The organism is Methanocorpusculum vombati (genome assembly GCF_026891935.1).
In the GTDB taxonomy this organism is placed as follows: Archaea; Halobacteriota; Methanomicrobia; order Methanomicrobiales; family Methanocorpusculaceae; genus Methanocorpusculum; species Methanocorpusculum vombati.
The window spans coordinates 1-17,613 of sequence record NZ_JAPTGC010000010.1 but is presented as its reverse complement, the minus strand read 5'-3'; the positions used below and the strand labels follow the sequence as shown (position 1 = coordinate 17,613).

General features: G+C 54.6%; 19 protein-coding genes and 1 tRNA gene. 11 read left to right on the top strand and 9 right to left on the bottom strand.

Translation table 11 applies throughout. The features are described from left to right. Positions 1-85 precede the first annotated feature (85 nt). Positions 86-1,507, bottom strand: coding sequence for a DHA2 family efflux MFS transporter permease subunit (locus O0S09_RS07740; protein ID WP_268923395.1), 1,422 nt, complete (start codon positions 1,505-1,507; stop codon positions 86-88). Continuing rightward, positions 1,508-2,521 carry a tetratricopeptide repeat protein gene (locus tag O0S09_RS07735; protein ID WP_268923394.1) on the bottom strand — a complete coding sequence of 338 codons (1,014 nt, stop codon included), beginning with the start codon at positions 2,519-2,521 and terminating at the stop codon, positions 1,508-1,510. It lies immediately after the preceding gene. 119 nt (positions 2,522-2,640) lie between these two features. Between O0S09_RS07735 and O0S09_RS07730 the strand changes: the two genes are divergently transcribed. Together O0S09_RS07730 and O0S09_RS07725 are read left to right on the top strand one after the other, a co-directional pair. Further along, positions 2,641-2,913 (top strand): ACT domain-containing protein, encoded by a 273-nt coding sequence (locus O0S09_RS07730; protein WP_268923393.1) that lies wholly within the window; start codon positions 2,641-2,643, stop codon positions 2,911-2,913. Positions 2,914-2,922: 9 nt separating this feature from the next. Then, positions 2,923-4,287 (top strand): PFL family protein, encoded by a 1,365-nt coding sequence (locus O0S09_RS07725; RefSeq protein ID WP_268923392.1) that lies wholly within the window; start codon positions 2,923-2,925, stop codon positions 4,285-4,287. A gap of 21 nt (positions 4,288-4,308) precedes the next feature. Here O0S09_RS07725 and O0S09_RS07720 read toward each other — a convergent pair whose 3' ends face one another. Together O0S09_RS07720 and O0S09_RS07715 are read right to left on the bottom strand one after the other, a co-directional pair. Next, positions 4,309-4,800: a hypothetical protein gene (locus O0S09_RS07720; RefSeq protein WP_268923391.1), complete on the bottom strand. Its 492-nt coding sequence runs from the start codon at positions 4,798-4,800 to the stop codon at positions 4,309-4,311. 249 nt (positions 4,801-5,049) lie between these two features. Further along, a complete protein-coding gene (locus O0S09_RS07715; RefSeq protein WP_268923390.1) occupies positions 5,050-7,116 on the bottom strand; it encodes an acetate--CoA ligase family protein in 2,067 nt (688 codons plus the stop codon). A gap of 302 nt (positions 7,117-7,418) precedes the next feature. Between O0S09_RS07715 and O0S09_RS07710 the strand changes: the two genes are divergently transcribed. The 4 genes from O0S09_RS07710 (at position 7,419) to O0S09_RS07695 (ending at position 10,177) form a co-directional block, all read left to right on the top strand. Then, positions 7,419-7,907, top strand: a complete 489-nt coding sequence (locus tag O0S09_RS07710; protein WP_268923389.1) for a hypothetical protein — start codon at positions 7,419-7,421, stop codon at positions 7,905-7,907. A gap of 136 nt (positions 7,908-8,043) precedes the next feature. After that, positions 8,044-8,118: transfer RNA gene (locus O0S09_RS07705), tRNA-Pro, on the top strand. A gap of 7 nt (positions 8,119-8,125) precedes the next feature. Continuing rightward, positions 8,126-8,776 carry an endonuclease III gene (gene nth / locus O0S09_RS07700; RefSeq protein ID WP_268923388.1) on the top strand — a complete coding sequence of 217 codons (651 nt, stop codon included), beginning with the start codon at positions 8,126-8,128 and terminating at the stop codon, positions 8,774-8,776. Between the two features lie 9 nt (positions 8,777-8,785). After that, positions 8,786-10,177, top strand: coding sequence for an MFS transporter (locus O0S09_RS07695; RefSeq protein ID WP_268923387.1), 1,392 nt, complete (start codon positions 8,786-8,788; stop codon positions 10,175-10,177). A gap of 34 nt (positions 10,178-10,211) precedes the next feature. Here the strand turns inward: O0S09_RS07695 and O0S09_RS07690 are convergent, their stop codons facing one another. The 4 genes from O0S09_RS07690 to O0S09_RS07675 form a co-directional block, all read right to left on the bottom strand. Continuing rightward, positions 10,212-10,406, bottom strand: a complete 195-nt coding sequence (locus O0S09_RS07690; RefSeq protein ID WP_268923386.1) for a hypothetical protein — start codon at positions 10,404-10,406, stop codon at positions 10,212-10,214. 4 nt (positions 10,407-10,410) lie between these two features. Further along, entirely contained in the window at positions 10,411-10,914 is a 504-nt protein-coding gene (locus O0S09_RS07685) for a hypothetical protein (RefSeq protein WP_268923385.1), read from the bottom strand. A 134-nt stretch (positions 10,915-11,048) separates the two neighbouring features. Next, entirely contained in the window at positions 11,049-11,312 is a 264-nt protein-coding gene (locus O0S09_RS07680) for a hypothetical protein (RefSeq protein WP_268923384.1), read from the bottom strand. Positions 11,313-11,387: 75 nt separating this feature from the next. Then, entirely contained in the window at positions 11,388-11,879 is a 492-nt protein-coding gene (locus O0S09_RS07675) for a hypothetical protein (protein ID WP_268923383.1), read from the bottom strand. Between the two features lie 1,271 nt (positions 11,880-13,150). On the opposite strand from O0S09_RS07675, the gene O0S09_RS07670 reads away from it, so the two are divergent. From O0S09_RS07670 to O0S09_RS07650, 5 genes are all read left to right on the top strand, one after another. Then, positions 13,151-14,863: a hypothetical protein gene (locus tag O0S09_RS07670; protein WP_268923382.1), complete on the top strand. Its 1,713-nt coding sequence runs from the start codon at positions 13,151-13,153 to the stop codon at positions 14,861-14,863. A gap of 1 nt (position 14,864) precedes the next feature. Continuing rightward, positions 14,865-15,275 carry a hypothetical protein gene (locus O0S09_RS07665; RefSeq protein WP_268923381.1) on the top strand — a complete coding sequence of 137 codons (411 nt, stop codon included), beginning with the start codon at positions 14,865-14,867 and terminating at the stop codon, positions 15,273-15,275. Positions 15,276-15,878: 603 nt separating this feature from the next. Further along, positions 15,879-16,394: a hypothetical protein gene (locus O0S09_RS07660; RefSeq protein ID WP_268923380.1), complete on the top strand. Its 516-nt coding sequence runs from the start codon at positions 15,879-15,881 to the stop codon at positions 16,392-16,394. A gap of 215 nt (positions 16,395-16,609) precedes the next feature. Then, entirely contained in the window at positions 16,610-16,759 is a 150-nt protein-coding gene (locus tag O0S09_RS07655) for a hypothetical protein (protein ID WP_268923379.1), read from the top strand. Between the two features lie 77 nt (positions 16,760-16,836). Further along, entirely contained in the window at positions 16,837-17,070 is a 234-nt protein-coding gene (locus tag O0S09_RS07650; RefSeq protein ID WP_268923378.1) for a hypothetical protein, read from the top strand. A 4-nt stretch (positions 17,071-17,074) separates the two neighbouring features. On the opposite strand, the gene O0S09_RS07645 is transcribed toward O0S09_RS07650, so the two are convergent. Further along, positions 17,075-17,383: a ferritin family protein gene (locus tag O0S09_RS07645; protein ID WP_268923377.1), complete on the bottom strand. Its 309-nt coding sequence runs from the start codon at positions 17,381-17,383 to the stop codon at positions 17,075-17,077. Positions 17,384-17,613: the final 230 nt, after the last annotated feature.

The window sequence follows — 17,613 nt, the reverse complement described above, 5'->3', positions numbered from 1 at the left end:
CGCCGAAGGTACATCTGCGAAACCTTGCGTTTCCTTTCTCATCATACCCACTCATCCACCAACAGGTTTCAGAAAAGCACCCCGCCTACACCGAACCCGTCTTCCCCGCAACCCTGTCCTTCACCACCACCGACAGCACCACCACAACCGCTGACGCGGCCGCCCCGAACACACCGGTCATATGAAAGCCCGGCAGAAACTGCTCCATCTGCAACAGACCCACCGCAACACCCGCAGCACCCGGAACCGTCAGATTAAACACCAGCGCATACAGCGCAACACCCACCACCATCCCGCTGTACTGCGACAGCATCATCATCACCGACCCGGTTCCCCCTTCCCCCTCCGGCGCATGCTCAATAATCCGGGCACTGGACGGGCCGCCCGAAATACCAAACGTCAGACCCGACAGAACCATCAGAAGAAGAATCCAGAACAGACCGGACTCCGGCACCATCACCGCCATCACCAGACAGAACAGCACCCGCACAACCCCTGCCGCCGTCACCAGCCAGCGTGCCCCGATCCGGTCCGACAACGCACCGGACGGCAGCCCCATCACCGCCGTAATAACCGAACTGATCAGAAGAATCAGACCCGACACCGCAGGCGACATCCCCAGCACAATCGACAGATAAAACGGAACAATATACAAAAATCCCGCATACACCACACTGATCAAAAAGTACGACGAAACCACAAACGTAAACGGAATCGACCGAAACACCCGTACCCGCAGAATCGGATCCGCCACGCGAAGCTCCCGGAGAAGAAAGATCACAACAGACACGGCAAACACAACGCCGCAGAAAACCACCTGCGGACTCGTCCATCCGAGCGGAATCCCCCGTTCCAAAAGATAGATCAGCGACGCCATCGCCGTAAAGATCAGCACCGCCCCCGCCAGATCAAACCGGACTTTGGGCTGGCGCTCGGCTTTGGGAATAATCCGCAGACCAAGAACAACCGCCGCAATCCCCACCGGGACATTGATAAAAAAACACCAGTGCCACGACAGATACTCCGTCAGAATCCCGCCGAGAACCGGCCCGAACACCAGCGCAACCGCTCCCGCCGTAGCCGCCATCCCCATACCCATCCCCCAGTGACGCGGAGGCATCAGCCGCACCACCAGCAGCGGTGCCACAACCGCAATCATCGACGCTCCCACGCCCTGGACCGCCCGGGAAAGTACCAGCATCAGAAGATCCGGCGCAAGACCGCAGGCAACCGACCCGGCCGTAAACACCACAAACCCGCAGCAGAAAACCTCCTGTAACCGTCCGTGATCCGCAATCTTGCCGAACAGCGGAATCAGACCCACCAGAAACAAAAAATAGGCCATGATCACCCATGCCGCCGTTGACATATCCACGGAAAATCCTTCCGCGATCGTCGGCAGGGCAATATTCACAATCGAACCATCCAGCGAATCGATAAAGATCGCCAGAGCTATCACCGCAAGCAGCTTCTTCAGATGAGAGGAGTCAGTAACGGTACGATACATTTACGGAAATGCCCGATCCAGTGCCTCGGTCTTGTAACTCTTATGCAGCTTGTCGGCCCACGGAATCTCCCGCATCGACCCCGTTGCCTTGGCCATCTCGAAAAATGCTTTGGCTTCGGTCTTCTGGTCCAGCATCAGAAGAGCGTATGCAATACCGGCCCATGCATCCCCATTGATGTTCCGGACCGCAAGCGCCCGGGTGTAAATCCGGACAGCAGCTTCATACATCTTGAACTTCGTTGCCGACTCGGCAATCTCGGACAGAAACGAGAAATTTTCACTGGAGAGCTCCGCCGCTTTCTCATACTCGGCAACACCTTCGGTCTCTTTTCCGTTCATCACCCGGGCGGATCCAAGAAACATATGATACTCCGGATTTTCCGGAGCAAGTTTGACCGCTTCGGCATACGCGTCTTCTGCTTCCTGCCACAGGCTGATGCGCTTATAGGCGGCTGCGAGTTTTGCGTAGGAGCGGGCATCGGGCGACTGTTCCACCATATCTTTGCGAAGCTGTATCTCCGCTAAAATCGTGTTCATCGCATCGGTTGTCCGGCCGAGATGATGAAGCACTTTTCCCTTATTGTGCAGGAGATCGGCATTGTCCGGATACTTCGAGGAAAGAAGCGTATAATATACCAGAGCTTCATCGTATTTCCCGAGGTACGCGAGCATGTCGCCGGCTCTGAGCTGGTAGCGGATATTGTCTGCGAGGGATGCGGCTTTTTCAAACCACAGTTTTGCCTCTTCATACTCATGCACGGTTGCAAGAGCATCACCAAGAGCTGCCATGATTTCCGGATTCTCCGGTGCAAGACCGTCAGCGGTGGTGAACGCATCGATTGCATCATAGAACTGCTGGTCCTGCATCAGCACACGGCCAAGACCGCACCAGAGTGCCGCATCGGTTTTGTTCTCCGCATTTTCCAGAAGACTCCGGTAGATATCTGCGGCGTCGGCGTATTTCCGTTCTGCAGTGAGATGTTCTGCGGTCTGTACTGATACGGGGTGTGTCATAGATCTGTTATTGGCAGGCTGAAGAGAAAAAGAGTGCTGACTGAAACCACGTGCAACAATCTATTTGATGCGGGAACGCGAATACATACACGACATTTGAACCGGCGAGGACATCGAGAATGACAAAGACCATTATTACCGTTGTAGGAAAGGACACTGTGGGGATTATTGCAAAGGTATGCAGTTACCTTGCGGAGAACAAAGTAAACGTTGAGGATATTTCCCAGACGATTGTGCAGGGCTACTTCAACATGATGATGATCGCAGACGCGACCGCATCGCCCAAACCGTTCGGTGAAATGGTACAGGACCTCGACCGGATCGGTGAGGAGATCGGAGTAAAGATCCGCTGCCAGCACGAGGACATCTTTACCAAGATGCACCGTATCTGAGGAGGTACCATGATCAATATTTTCGAGGTCAATGAAACGAACAAAATGATCGAGCAGGAAAAGCTCGACGTGCGAACCATTACGCTCGGCATCAGTCTGCTGGACTGCTGCGATGCAGACCTTACCCGGCTGAACGAAAAGATCTACGCAAAGATCACGCGGGTTGCAAAGGATCTCGTCTCTACCGGAAAAGAAATAGAACTTGAGTTCGGCATTCCGATCGTCAACAAACGTATTTCCGTTACGCCCATCGCGCTGGTCGGCGGACAGGCATGCAAAACACCGGAGGATTTTGTAACGATTGCAAAAACGCTGGATCGTGCTGCGGCGGATACCGGCGTGAACTTCCTCGGCGGCTACTCGGCGCTTGTGTCGAAAGGGATGACACCGGCGGATGAAAATCTGATCCGTTCCATTCCGCAGGCACTTGCGCAGACGGAACGGGTGTGCAGCTCGGTCAATATCGGGTCCACGAAGACCGGTATCAACATGGATGCGGTGAAGCTGATGGGCGAGATTGTGCTTGAGACGGCAAAGGCTACGCAGGAGAATGATTCGCTCGGCTGTGCGAAACTGGTGGTCTTCTGTAATGCGCCCGACGATAACCCGTTCATGGCAGGTGCGTTCCACGGGGTAACCGAGGCGGACGCGGTGGTGAACGTCGGAGTAAGCGGGCCCGGCGTGGTCAAGCATGCGCTTGAATCGGTGCGGGGGAAGAACTTTGAGGTTCTCTGCGAGACGGTGAAGAAGACGGCGTTTAAGGTGACGCGGATCGGTCAGCTGGTTGCACAGGAGGCGTCCGAACGGCTCGGTGTTCCGTTCGGTATTGTGGATCTGTCTCTTGCGCCGACTCCTGCGATCGGGGACAGTGTTGCCGAGATTTTGGAGGAGATGGGTCTTGAGTCGGTGGGTGCCCCCGGAACGACGGCGGCTCTTGCGCTGCTGAATGATCAGGTGAAGAAAGGCGGTGTTATGGCAAGTTCGTTCGTCGGCGGCCTGTCCGGCGCGTTTATTCCGGTCAGTGAGGATCAGGGTATGATCGATGCGGTGAACCGCGGCGCGCTGACACTGGAAAAGCTGGAGGCGATGACGTGTGTGTGTTCGGTTGGTCTGGATATGATTGCGGTTCCGGGAAGTACGCCTGCAACAACGATTGCAGGAATTATTGCGGATGAGGCGGCGATTGGTATGATTAACCAGAAGACAACAGCGGTCCGCCTGATTCCGGTGATCGGAAAAGATCTTGGTGATACGGTGGAGTTCGGCGGTCTTTTAGGATATGCGCCAATCCAGCCGGTGAACCGTTTTTCCTGTGCGGAGTTTGTGAACCGCGGAGGACGGATTCCCGCGCCGATTCACAGTTTTAAAAATTAATTTTTTTATTTGTGGGGCGGGTTAGTCCCACAGAATTTTCGAGGTGCATCCGCTTTCCGGTGCAAAGTAGATGCGTTTGCATTTCATGCAGCGAATCCTGAGCACTTCGCCGTCGGCTCCTGCCATCTGGTCCCGGGACGGGTCGTCGCCGTTTTCCTGATTCGGCGCAAGTATCAGGGAACGTCCGCAGAGTTCGCAGGTGTAGACCGGGTTCCAGGACTGCTTGTTTTTTACAATGGTGCAGAAGAACTTTACTTTCAGGATTCTGCAGTGGGGGCAGTAGTAGAGCTTCTGACCGTAACAGCCGGGATGTGTAGTATCAGGAACGCCGCCGCTCTGAAGCAGGAGTGCGGCAGTGCGGTACTGCAGATCCGGCAGGAAATCTTTGAGGAGCGGCGGGTCTACGTCATCCCCGTAAAAGACCTTGATCGGTGTGTATTCAGATCCAATTCCAAGAGCAACATAGGTCGCCTCTCCACAGTCCGGACAATGATAAACATACCCTGATCCCATACACATCACCGTGTAGTACTATATTGATTGGCAGATATAGTAAAATGGTTAGGTATCCCTATTAAATTGTTGCGACACCAACCCGATCAACTGTGGAACATCTGTACTGTGAGGAACGAGTTCCCGTTCAGACAGGTGTATTGTCAAATACCCAAACCTCTTAAACATTCCTGATAACAAATCTGCCACCTCTAAAAAAGAAAGGCCCGGGTTTGTAAAGATTCAACCCGGGACTGCCAATATGCAGGGTTATCGGTCGGCGGTCCAGCTTAAGTGGCCGAGGGTACGGTAGGTGAACTCCAGTTCTTCAAATACCGGGATGTTGTGCTGGGCAAGCAGGGATACGCCGGGTTTCATGCAGTCGCCGCCGACGAGTGTTCCGACCAGCAGGTTGTCGGTCTTCTTTGAGTAGTCGATCAGGACGCGGGCTACCTGTTCGGGGCTTAATACTTTGTTGGGGAAGTTGACGAGGATTGCCATGTCCCAGAGGTCCTGGTTACGGCAGAGTACGTCAAAGACGCCGCGGAACCGTGCTTCGTCCGCGTCTCCCAGAAGGTCGATCGGGTTGTTTTTGTTCCAGAACGGCGGGAGGAAGGTGTTCATCTCGTCGATCATTTCTTTGGGGAGGTCGATGATGTCAATTCCCCATGTTTCGGCGTAGTCGTTGGAGAGGACGGCAAATCCTCCGGCATTGGTGATGACGACCGCGCGGCGTCCTTTGGGTGCGCGGTTTGCGTCGGAGAGGATTTTTGCGACTTTGAATGCGCCGGGGAGTGTTTTAACCGGGGTTACGCCGCATTTGCGGAAGGCTTCCATGTAGACTTCGTAGGCGCCGGAGAGTGAGCCGGTGTGGGAGGCGGCTGCGGCCTGACCGCGCTGGGAGGATCCTGCTTTGATTGCGACGATGGGTTTGGTTTTGGTGATCTCTTTTGCCATTTCCATGAAGGCTACGCCGTTTTTGATCTCTTCGATGTAGAGGATGATTGCTTTGGTGTGCGGGTCGCGCTGGGCGTAGCTCATGTAGTCGAGGAAGTCGAGGTCGGACTGGTTGCCGACCGATACGACTTCGGAGTATCCCATTTCGGAGCCTTCGGAGAGTGAGATGCCAACGACGGCGTTGACGATTGCGCCGGACTGGGAGATGAAGGCAAGGTCGCCCGGCAGCGGGGAGGTGGATACGTAGGTGGTGTCGAGTTTGTACGGCGGGAGGATGAGACCGAGACAGTTCGGGCCGACGATGCGGATGCCGTAGCTTTTGGCGATTTCAACCATGCGGTTTTCGAGGGCACGACCGTCTTCGTCCATTTCCTTGAATCCTGCGGTGATGACGACTGCCATTTTGACGCCTTTCTGCCCGCATTCTTCCATGATGCCGGGTACGAGCTGGGCCGGGACGGTGATTGCCACCATGTCAACGGGGCCGGGGATGGCGGACAGGGTGGGGTAACATTTGACGCCCTGGATTTCGCTGCGTTTGTTGTTGACCGGGTAGACTTTGCCGGGGAACTGCAGGAGGTTGTGGAACACGGCGTAACCCATTTTGGTTTTGTCGTCGGATGCGCCGATGACGGCGACGGACCGGGGTTTGTAGTAGTCGATGGGGACGATTTTGGATGCGTCGTAATGCGGCGGGAGGGTAACAGGGGTGTCCTGTACGATGACGCGTGCGTCGACTGCGCAGCCGCCTTTTTCGTAGAGACGGAGCGGGTTGATGTCGAATTCTACGACGTTTTCGTTCTTTTCAAAGAATTCACAGGCGTTCTTTAAGGTGCGGAAGAGGAACTCTTCGTCTTTGGGTGCGTCACCGCGGTAGCCGGAGATGAGTTTGTATCCTTTGATCTGTTTGATGAGACTGTGGATTTCGTCGTCGGTGCAGGGGAGGATGCGGATACCGACGTCTTTATGGAATTCGACGAGGGTGCCGCCAAGGCCGAAGGTGATGACGCGGCCGAACGCCGGGTCGATTTTTCCGCCGATGATGAGTTCCAGGCCGGGTTTTGCCATTTCTTCGACGATGATTCCTTTGATTTCGGCGTCGGGGTTGTAGGCTTTTACGGAGGTGATGATGGTATTGTATGCGGTTTTTGCTTCTTCATCGGTTTTGATGCCGACGATTACACCTCCCGCGTCACTTTTGTGAATGATCTGGGGGCTGACGATCTTCATGACAACCGGGTATCCGATTTTTGCGGCCGCGGCTGCTGCGGATTCGGGACTGGTGACGATCTCGAAGATCGGGGCCGGTACGTTGAATCTCCGCAGAAGGTCATACCCGTCTGCTTCGGAGAGCATTTTGGTGTTGGCATGTGTTGACATGGTTCTATCTCCATTCGTTCGCGGTTTGCGTGACCGCGTTTCCACGGTGGTGGAAAGGATTAACATTATTTATCATGTAGATTTGATAAATACCCTGTGGTCTGAGGATCGGTTCTGTGATTGTTAATGTGGTGTTCTGCATTTGTCGAATTTGAAATTCCGGCTTTGGTGTTCTGTGTTCGTCCGGGAACGGGCAGGTTTTGGGTGCTGCGGGGTTTGTGGTGTTTTTTGTGTGTCGCGCGGGGTGTGGGGTGCGGGGTCAGGACACAATATTCAAATATGAACCCGTGCAAGTTAGATGCATGGGATTTCGGAGTGTATTCGGCCATGAGCTCGGTGATGTTATTGAGGCTGAGCAGCAGCACGAGGTGCTGTGTAAGGCGTTCGAGGAGTACGTTCTTGGGATGTTTCCCGATGAGTTTGTGATCGAGCGGCCGGATGCGGATGGCGATATTGTTCCGGATTTTCTGGTGACGGATACGGTGTCCGGGAAGCGGTTTGCGGTGGTGTGTGTGTTTCAGCCGGTGTTTCATACGCCGGAGAAGGGGGATTGTGATGTTGTTGAGTGCGGTACGTTTGAGCAGGTGCGGGCGTATAAGCAGTTTGCCCATTTTGAGAGGATGCCGTTGTTTCTGATTGTGGGGGTGGGGGGTCTGCCGGATGATCCGGATCAGGTGTTTTCGATTCCGGTGGAGGAGATCGGGTGTAGTGAGCTGCCGAGGGAGGCGTGTGCGGGGTATGAGCGGGCGTCGGCGGGGTTGTTTGCGTTTTGTGACGGGTGTCTGAGGTAGCAATTCTTTTGTTGCATCAGAGTTGGAAATTTTTGGGTGTTCCGGGTTTTCTGTGGGATGTTCAGGAGTAACGGCGCATCACCGAACTATCCTATCCTTTTTTAAGGGCGTCATGCGAATATATAGTGCATCAGGCGGGGCAGTAGGGTAGCCTGGTCCATCCTAGAGCGTTTGGGACGCTTTGACCCCAGTTCGAATCTGGGCTGCCCCATTCTTTTATGAATTCTGCAGAGGCTGTGTCTGTTCTCACCGAGCTGAACCGTGTTTATCCGCATACACGGGAGGATATGAATTTTCTGAAGTTTGAGAATCCGTTTCAGATTCTGATTATGACGATTTTGTCGGCCCAGACTACGGATGTTACGATCAATGGTCTGCGGGATGAGCTTTTTTCGCGGTATCCGGATCCGCAGGCGCTTGCGGGGGCGGATCTGCGGGAGGTTGAGCGGATTATTCATCCTGCGGGGTTTTATCATACGAAGGCGCGAAATATTGTCGGGACGGCGAGGTGTCTGTGTGAGAGGTTCGGGGGTGAGGTGCCGCAAACGATTGCGGAGCTTGTGACGCTTCCGGGTGTGGGGCGGAAGACGGCGAATATTGTGACGAATCATGCGTTCGGGGTTGCGGATGGTGTGGCGGTTGATACGCATGTGGGTCGTTTGTCGCAGCGGATCGGGTTTTCGGAGAATATGGATCCGAATAAGATTGAGCAGGATTTGATGAGGTTGTTTCCGCGGGAGTGGTGGGGCGAGATTAATTTTCTGCTGATCAGTCACGGGAGAGCGGTGTGTACGGCAAAGAGACCTGCGTGTGAGCGGTGTGTGATTCGTGACTGCTGTGGAGCGGGCTGTAAGGATAGGGCGGACTGAGTGAGTGCGATGGCGGCGGATGTCCGGACGAACCGGCTGATTTTGTTCGCGACGTCGATCGGTGCGGTGTTAAGTCCGCTTATTGGTTCGATGATTGTTCTTGCTATGCCGGAGATTGGTGTGGCGTTCGGGGTGGTGGCACGGGATCTTGGCTGGTTGTCGACGATTTTTATTTTGGCGAATGCGATTTTTCTGATTCCTGCGTCCCGGTTGTCGGATATGATGGGGTATAAGCGGTCGTATCTGCTGGGTGCGGTGATTGTGGGGGTTGCATGCGGGTTGTCGGTGGTTGCTCCGACGTATGGTGTTCTTTTGGTTCTCCGGGTGGTTGCGGCCTGTGGTACGTCGTTTTTGATGGTGACGGGTCTTGCGATTCTGTCGCGGGTGTATCCGCCGCGGGAGCGGGGGGCGGCGTTTGGGGTGAATGCGGCGATGGTGTATGTGGGAGCGTCGGCTGGGCCGGTTCTGGGAGGGGTTCTGACGGATGTGTTTGGGTGGCGGTCGGTGTTTGCGGTGATGGTGCCGATGGCGGTTGTTGCGGGGGTTCTGATGTGGTGGTTTTTCCGTGATGAGGTGAGGTTTGCGGGTGAGGGACGGTTTGATGTGTTCGGGACGGTTCTTTATGCGGCGGGGATGTTTTGTACGATGTTTGGTCTTTCTACGCTGCCGAGTTTGGTTTCAGCGGGGTTGGTGGTTGCGGGTGCGGTGGTGATGGTGGTGTTTGTGTGGTATGAGCTGCGGGTTTTGTCGCCGGTGCTGCGGGTGCGGTTGTTTTTTGTGAACCGGCGGTTTGCCCGGTCTGCGTATGCAGCGCTGCTGAATTACGGGTGTACGGCGGGGTCGGTGTTTTTTGTGAGTTTGTATTTGCAGTCGATCGGGCAGTTGAGTCCGGTTCATGCGGGTATGGTGATTTTTTTCCAGCCGTTGATTCAGGCGGTTATGACGCCGGTTGCGGGGAAGGTGTCGGACCGGGTGGATCCGCGGTATATTGTTACGGGGGGTATGCTGCTTTCGATGGTGGGGGTTCTTTTGCTTGCGGGTCTGGGTCTTGAGACGGATCTGCAGTATATTATGGTTGCGCAGGTGTGTATTGGTCTGGGGTCGGCGTTGTTTGTGGCTCCGAATACGAATGCGATTATGGGGTCGGTGCAGGCGAGTGAGTTTAGTGCGGCGTCGGGGATTGTGGCGGTGATGCGGCAGGCGGGTATGGCGATTTCGATGGCGGTGTGTATGTCGGCGATTACGATTTTTGAGGGCGGGGATGATATGCTGGGGCCGGAGATGTATCCGGATTTTCTGGAGGCGCTGCAGGTTTCGATGGTGTTCTGTGCGGGGCTGGCGGTGGTGGGTGTGTTGTTTTCGTGGTTCCGTGGTGATGCGGCTGAGGAGGGAGGCCGATAGGCAGGGAGGAGCGGGGAAAAAGAGGGTGATGGGGTTAGAGCCGGAGTTTTTGCCGGGTGTGGTCGGGGAGCCGGAGGAGGGGGCGCTGGAGGTTGTGGTTTTTGAGGGCGACCCGGACGGTTCCGCGGGTGCATCCGGTTTCGCGGGCGATTTGTTCGATGGTTTTTCCGGCGAGGAGTTGGTTTCTGAGGTGGTCGCGGTTGCGGAGTTCGGGGTAGTCGGTCCACATGGGGTTAGTACGCCTCCTGTCGGGGGATGATTTCGGGGGAGAGGGGACGGGTTTTGGGGGTGAGGTAGTGGGGGAGGTCGCGGGCGGTGAGGTGTTTTTTGAGGTCGGTGATGGTGATTTTTTCGTAGGTCTGGATGGTGGTGCCGAGGCGTTCTTTTGCGGCGGTGTAGAGGTAGTCACGGCCGAGGATTTTTTCGGCGTCGGTGGCGCGGAGGTGGACGAGTTTTTGGTGGAGGTCGGGGTGGTCGGTGCGGAGTTTTTGGATGTCGACTTCGTAGTAGGTTTTTTCGGGCCAGATGATCTGGTAGGCGGTGCTTTGGCAGTTTTCGTCGCGGATGGTGCGGATGTCGGTGTGGTATTGTTCGATGAATCCGAGGTGGAGTTCTTCGAAGACGTAGGCGAGGTCGCGGCTGTGGAGGGCGGCTTCGTAGGCGTCGGCGGGACGCGGGTGGATGCGGGGGAGGGTGGTTGTGAGGAAGGTTTGGGTGTCGAAGGGTGTGTAGGTCATGGTTGTGTGTCCTTGTGGGTTTTTTTCGTGGTTGGGGCGGGGCAGGAGGGGAGATACGCTGGCAGATGCCGCAGATGGGGCTGCGGCGCTGTCGGCGTTTTTTTCCCTGCCCGTTCGGGGGGGTTCGAGATGGTTCAGGTTCGTTTCGTGTGCGATTCGGTTTTCCGCTGCCAGATGAGTTCGCGTGCTTTTCCCCGGAGTTGTACGTAGCCGGTGAGGAGGAGGAGTTCTTCGTCACTGACGCGGACGGCGGTGTCTGCGGGGCAGACGGGGCAGCGGAGGGTGCTGCGGTCGGGGTCAGGGCCGCAGCCGGTGATTTCTTTGCGGATGAGGGTGAAGGAGGTGCCGCAGGCGGGGCAGCAGTAGGTGGAGCCGTAGTAGCGGAGGGGGTCTGTCATGGGGGTGTCCTGTGATTTTTTGGGGGGTGGTCGGGGGTCGGGACGGGGTCTCCTACCGAGGATATGCAATCTTCTTTAGATGACGTTCCGGGCGGTGTCGCGTGCGAGGTCGGCACGGTGTCTGCTGAGTTCTTCGGCGTGGATGGTTTCGTAGATCTGTATCCAGGTTTTCATGCAGTCATATGAGGGGATAAGGCCGGTTCGTTCTGCCATGGCTGCTTCGATTTCGTTTTGTAACAGATGGAAGGCGAGCTGTGCGCCGCGGGCGGCGATGACGGGGAAGGCGAGGTCGCTGAGGATGTCGAAGTAGGTCTGCCGGAGGCGGTCTTCTTTGGTCACGCGGTTTTTGTGCCAGGCGATCCAGTCTGCGGTGAGGGGGTCAAGGTCTGCGTCGGATGCGTGATACTTGGTATGCCAGCCGTAGAGGGTGACGCGGGCTACTGCGGTGATGTAGGCGATTTTGTGGGGGAAGCCCATCCGGCGGATGAGGGTGTCGAGGGTCTGGTACTCGTCGTCGGTGAGGGTGACGTAGAGGCATTTTCGGGAGGAGGATTGGATGCTGTTCATGAGGATAGAGAGGGTCCATACGTCATATGTAATACGTATGGAGATGATGCGAGGGAGACCGGGGGTCAGGCAGGTTCCGCCGCATTTCTTTTTTTTTTGGTTGTCCTTCTCCTACCGCTTACAAATATATTTATTCAATGAAGAACAAACATATAACACAAGAGAGTTATCACGGAGCACATTCATAGATGATAAAGAGTGTGCGGACTTTTTTCTTGTGTGTCTGTTTTTGCAAGCCGGTAGTTGACGTATGACGTATGACGTCACGGGACTGACGGTTCCGATATGGTGATATGATCACCGGTCGTAGAGAATAGTGTCTGTTCCTGTTTCTCTTGTTGAAGGGAGGAAATCGGACAGACATCTGTTCTGGTGAATCCTTTTTTTTGGTGATACAGCGTTCGCTTTTTCTGAATGGTTTTCTCCTTTGCTGATTTTTTTTCGTGGTGCATGTCGCCGGTCTCTTCAGGAAGAGGGGTTCATGCGCTTTTTCCCTGTTGTGCGCCGGGCGGTGGTGCAGGATGCACCGCCGCTGCTGCTGGCTGCCGTGTCCGCGGGAGTCCGGTGTGGCATCCGTGCCTCAGAGGCTCTGTTCGTTCGTGAGCGTGAGAACTTACTTGGGACGAGTGCATCTGTGAGGGTATGCGTCCCACCGGAGCGGTATGCCGGGTCCTGCAATGACGTCCCGCGGATGTTCTGCGGGGTCAGCCGTTTGATGATAGATAGTATGCTGCCGGTAATATTTGAATCTACGCAGGTGGTAGTTGCGGGGGGTGATCCGTCTGCGGCGTGTGGGGGGAGTTTTTTTGCGCGATGGGATCGCGGAGAAAAAAAGAGCGGATCATGAATCCTCAGTTAATAGGATATAACGCATCACACGATATTAAACTATCCTCAATTCTTCGGGAATTCGGCGGGAGTGTCGCATAGAGGAGGAGTTATATGCACAGCAAAACCTAATTTGTGCTCAATAGATTTTTATACTAAACGAAACCGAGGATATTTTTTACGAAAGGAAATTGTTTCTTATCCCGCGCAAACGAAAGTAATCCTGCAAATTTGGTATTCGGGAAATCTCACGGGTTAAATCCTCTTAACTTAGGATGTAATGGTCTCCCCACATATGCGGAAGCGGTTGTTTCCGCCTGCGGTTCCATCCACATCTGAAGAGGAATGTCATGAGACTACGTAACTACGGAACACAACGTCCCACAATCCCCGGGAAACTCACTTTTGGGACAAAACACCCTTACAACCTCCCCAACGATACAATGCGAAGAAATTTGTGTTCCCTATCGGTTGCAGTTTGTACCGTCCTCATAACCATCTGCCTCATACTCAGCTCCGGCTGCATTCAGCCCGAACAGACACCCACGCAGATCACGCTCATCGACCCGCCCGAAGACATGACCCGTATCCTCAACGAATACGAAACCGTCATGACCACCGGAGCCAACGTTCTCAGCCAGCAACTCCGGACAGCAATCCAGGACCTGATCCGGAACACAAACAACACCACAAAAATCAGAGAAATCCTCCTGGCCGTCTACGCAGCCAACCCGGAGATCATCGCCATCGCCTGGAACCCTGCCGGAACCGGAGACAAAATCCTCGTACCCTCCACCATCCCAAGACGCAACGAATACCTTCCCCAATACCAGGAAATCGACTTCAACGGACGAGACGTCCTCTTCACCGAACCCACATACATCCATGAATACGGCCACGTCATGGAAATAAACCTCCCCGCCTACACCGACAGCGGAACCTACGCAGGATACCTCAGCTTCTACACCGACGGCGACATACTCTTCCACCGGTTCGCCGGAGAAATCCCCGAACTCACCAACTACAGCATCACCATCCTGAAACCGGAAGGAAGAATCGTTTACTGCACCGACACCGAATACAACGGAGTAAACCTCACCACAGCCAGCTCGAACCTCCACGGAATCTACAACGAAAACCAGACCGTGCCCCTCAAATTTGAAAGCGGAGCAACCATTCACCACGTCTACTCACCGCTCTACCTCGAACCCTGCGACCTGTTCACTGTCTGGAAAACCACCGAACTCATGGGGACCGACCTCATACTCATAGTAGAACGTCCCGTAGAACCCTGGTCGCTCCCTGCCTACAAGGTCTTTACCCCCGACGAAAACGGCCTCATGCAGGACGTACTCCACATCCGCCAGTACGCCGCATCCCACACCAAAGAACAGACCCTCGCCTATCTCAGAACCCTCAAACTGGAAGGAGACCGCAGCATCATCGCCTTTGACATGGACGGGTATGTTCTTGCCACCTCGGAAAACACCATACGAATCAGCGGCACCAGCTACCATGACCTTCTGGACGCCTACGACGTCCCCGTCAGCCGCCATATGGTCTACCTCGCCCAGCAGGGCGGCGGAGTCATGTACAAATACGAAGCCGCCTCCTTTGGAGACATCCCCACCCAAGGACTTCTCTACCTCATCTACGTCATACCCATTGACGACTCATGGATTATCAGCGTGGAAGCCCCCGCAGAACCACAAATCCGGCCCGTTTACCACCAAACCACAATGGATACGATCAAATTCACCCGCAGTGTCGTAGAAAAAGCATGGAAAGAAGGAAAAGATGCAGTACTCGCAGACATCAACAGCGGCAGCTCACAGCTCATCACCGCCATCCCCGGCCAGTACACCTTCATGACTGCGGTTGACATGCGCGGAAACGTCCTTGCCGACTCCAGAGAAAACAGGACCGGAACCAATATCTTCTCCATCGTAGACGTCAACGACGCATCCATAGGCCGCCAGTCGGTCATGTACGCCAAAAGCGGCGGAGGGCTGCTCTACAGCGCAGAAGAAACCGAAGACCCCAATACAGCAGCAATGCACATCCTCTCCGTCGAACCCGTGGATGAGACCTGGTTCATCGCTGTCGGAGTCAAGATCGATCAGATTCAGCGCCTGGACGGCGTAAAAATACGGTAAAATGCCTGCCAACCGCCGAACCGCACGCCCTCCCGCATCGGCCTTCCTGGTCATACTGCTCCTGATCCTCATCGTCGGCTGCCTCATCGTGGCCAGCAATTCCCTGATCACAAACGTAGCAATCTCTGAAGTCTCAACCAGCGACGTTGATCTCGTACTCCGGATATCCGGCGACGACATCGTCGTCGCCGTCCTCGGCGGCGAACGCAGCACCCAACTCTCATCACTGGACGTCTACATCTATGGACACGAACACATCCGCCAACACATTCAGCCCACTAACGGCTCAGGAGTAATGTACTGCAAAAACATAGCAAAAAACATTGAAGGATGGCAGACCGTCATCGTAGACGGCACCTTCTCCAATGGAGAACAAAAAACAATCGGCTACATCCGGTTAAACTTCGGATAACACGCGAAAAATCAGCCCCTCTCGTATTTAGGAGGTCAGGTGAACCCTGACCGGCGACATAAGGCATCCGGCAACCCATCACACATACCACTCGGGTGCCTGTCGAAACCGGCACTTGGTGCACCCTTCGGCGCAGGAATGCTCCTGAAAAAACGAACCATCCCTTCCCCCTCATATGCAAAAACCTCAGGTGAACCCTGAACGGCGGCATAAGGCATTCTTTCAAATATACTGCGCACAGAATTGAACACAACGAAACATCTGTTCCTACGTCCAACAATGGGGAACTTCCGTGGCTGGAAAAAACATCATAAAACCCATGTAGAATAGATAATAGCGTTCAAGGAGAAGGAAAATACACTCACAGATCCGCGATCCCTGGGAGAATGCCTGCCGACACCGGAAAACATCCCCCGCTTCTTTTTTCCCTCAGATCCCAACCCCTGCGCGCCTCATCAAAAACCCGGCACAAAAGGTGAAAAATTCTGTATCAGCCGCAGAATCCCGCCGAAAAAACTACCGCAAACATACATTGATCCGCTCATACGACCAATATAATAGACAGAGGCAGAGCATTCCCACTCTGCACTCGGAGACAAAACTATGCCACTCGACTTCACCCCCACATCTGTGGTAAAAAGTGCAAAACGCACCTTTACCGCACCGATCACCTCTGCCGCCACCTTCGATGCCGCAATTGCCGCGCTCAAAGCCGAGGAAAACCCGCTCGGTGCATCCGACTACATGACCGCAGGCGAGACCATCGACGGCGTCAGTACCGCCAGCGAGTACTACAAAGCCACCATCGAGTACGTAAACACCCTCGGCGAAACCCTCGGTACCATCGTCATCGACGCACCCACCCGTACCGCCTATGACGATATCATCGCAGAACTCCTCGCAACAACCGCGATCACCCAGGCCTATGGCGCGGACACAACCGCAAACCGCAACACCGCCAAGGACAGCTGGAACGTCCGTCTCAAGATCCATGACCCCGCCGGTGAAATCTACTACCTCAGTTTCACCAGAAAGGATCTCAAGATCAGCTCCTACGAGAGCGATACCATCCTTGCCAAAGTAGAAACCTGGGCGGACGGTGTTACTGCCCTCAACTGACCGACCCGCTCGGACGCAGCGGCTGAACCGGAAATGGTAGAGAATACCACACCAGAAAAAGAGAAACACCATCAGGGACACGATAAAAAAACTGTCCCAGACACCCCTTCGCGTAGCGATGCACCGGTGTACCTCTGTGGTGTCTCTCCTCATCCTGCCCATCCGCCACTCAACCAGCCACCCAGCAAAAACATCACAAAAGGAAAAACATCACCATGGACACCCTCACCACCATCCTCATCATCGGCCTTGCCGCACAGGGAGTTGCCTTCGCTGCACTCGTACTCGCCCCGCCCCTCTATGCATGGGCGGACAGATGGCTTGACCGCACCCATCACAGCACTGCGGGTGAACACCGGGACTAACCCCCCGATCTTTTTTCCAGAACAAAAGTACCCGAACACCGGATTTATCCCGATAACCGGCAAACATTCCTCCAACAATGATTGATTTTGCCAACCTCACCCCCAAACAAAAACATTTCTACGACACCACCCGGCGTATCGTTACCGGCTGTAAATTCTTCAAAAAAGACCCCGCGCTCCCGGACGCCGAATTCTTCTCCAAACAGGGGTTCATCTGCACCATGACCTCGGACACCTGCGCCTACTATACCGACGCAACCCTTGGATACGACACGGGCACCCTCTGCGGAAAGTACCGGAAAAAAGAGTGAAGAGTTAAACACTCTTTCTCTTCGCAATCTCCTCCTCAACCTCGCCTGCTCCCTCGCGGTAGAACTTCTCCTCATCGGGTGCAAGTTCATGCAGAAGACGAAGGAACTCGCCTGCATGGACACGCTCTTCATCGGCGATGTCCAGAAGTACATCAACAGCAAGCTTATTGTCTGTCGAATCGGCGAGCTGCTGATACAGCTGGATTGCTTCATACTCTGCTGCGATCATAAAGCGGATGGCACGGATAAGTTCTGCATCGGTGAGTTTGCGATCGAACTTCTGGCCTGCAAATGGATTTCCAAACTCCGGCATAGATAGTATGTTTGCGGGGTATTTTGATATAAGTAGAGATAGGGACAAAAACCCTGTTGTGATGTGACGAAAGTATTTTGTGGGTATTTTTCTGGAAGCTGACGGTGGGTAAGTGGTGAGTTCTTTCCGGGGAACTGCGTACAGAAAAAGATCCGGAAAATGACGTGCGCGCATGCAGACCAAAGGAAAACACACCAAAATACGCTAACACGAACGAATCGCGCAGCATC

Bases quoted from the DNA above. Each gene is read 5' to 3' on its own strand.
- O0S09_RS07740 (WP_268923395.1), bottom strand. From the start codon at position 1,507: ATGTATCGTACCGTTACTGACTCCTCTCATCTGAAGAAGCTGCTTGCG.
- O0S09_RS07735 (WP_268923394.1), bottom strand. From the start codon at position 2,521: ATGACACACCCCGTATCAGTACAGACCGCAGAACATCTCACTGCAGAA.
- O0S09_RS07730 (WP_268923393.1), top strand. From the start codon at position 2,641: ATGACAAAGACCATTATTACCGTTGTAGGAAAGGACACTGTGGGGATT.
- O0S09_RS07725 (WP_268923392.1), top strand. From the start codon at position 2,923: ATGATCAATATTTTCGAGGTCAATGAAACGAACAAAATGATCGAGCAG.
- O0S09_RS07720 (WP_268923391.1), bottom strand. From the start codon at position 4,800: ATGGGATCAGGGTATGTTTATCATTGTCCGGACTGTGGAGAGGCGACC.
- O0S09_RS07715 (WP_268923390.1), bottom strand. From the start codon at position 7,116: ATGTCAACACATGCCAACACCAAAATGCTCTCCGAAGCAGACGGGTAT.
- O0S09_RS07710 (WP_268923389.1), top strand. From the start codon at position 7,419: ATGGGATTTCGGAGTGTATTCGGCCATGAGCTCGGTGATGTTATTGAG.
- nth (WP_268923388.1), top strand. From the start codon at position 8,126: ATGAATTCTGCAGAGGCTGTGTCTGTTCTCACCGAGCTGAACCGTGTT.
- O0S09_RS07695 (WP_268923387.1), top strand. From the start codon at position 8,786: ATGGCGGCGGATGTCCGGACGAACCGGCTGATTTTGTTCGCGACGTCG.
- O0S09_RS07690 (WP_268923386.1), bottom strand. From the start codon at position 10,406: ATGTGGACCGACTACCCCGAACTCCGCAACCGCGACCACCTCAGAAAC.
- O0S09_RS07685 (WP_268923385.1), bottom strand. From the start codon at position 10,914: ATGACCTACACACCCTTCGACACCCAAACCTTCCTCACAACCACCCTC.
- O0S09_RS07680 (WP_268923384.1), bottom strand. From the start codon at position 11,312: ATGACAGACCCCCTCCGCTACTACGGCTCCACCTACTGCTGCCCCGCC.
- O0S09_RS07675 (WP_268923383.1), bottom strand. From the start codon at position 11,879: ATGAACAGCATCCAATCCTCCTCCCGAAAATGCCTCTACGTCACCCTC.
- O0S09_RS07670 (WP_268923382.1), top strand. From the start codon at position 13,151: ATGCGAAGAAATTTGTGTTCCCTATCGGTTGCAGTTTGTACCGTCCTC.
- O0S09_RS07665 (WP_268923381.1), top strand. From the start codon at position 14,865: ATGCCTGCCAACCGCCGAACCGCACGCCCTCCCGCATCGGCCTTCCTG.
- O0S09_RS07660 (WP_268923380.1), top strand. From the start codon at position 15,879: ATGCCACTCGACTTCACCCCCACATCTGTGGTAAAAAGTGCAAAACGC.
- O0S09_RS07655 (WP_268923379.1), top strand. From the start codon at position 16,610: ATGGACACCCTCACCACCATCCTCATCATCGGCCTTGCCGCACAGGGA.
- O0S09_RS07650 (WP_268923378.1), top strand. From the start codon at position 16,837: ATGATTGATTTTGCCAACCTCACCCCCAAACAAAAACATTTCTACGAC.
- O0S09_RS07645 (WP_268923377.1), bottom strand. From the start codon at position 17,383: ATGCCGGAGTTTGGAAATCCATTTGCAGGCCAGAAGTTCGATCGCAAA.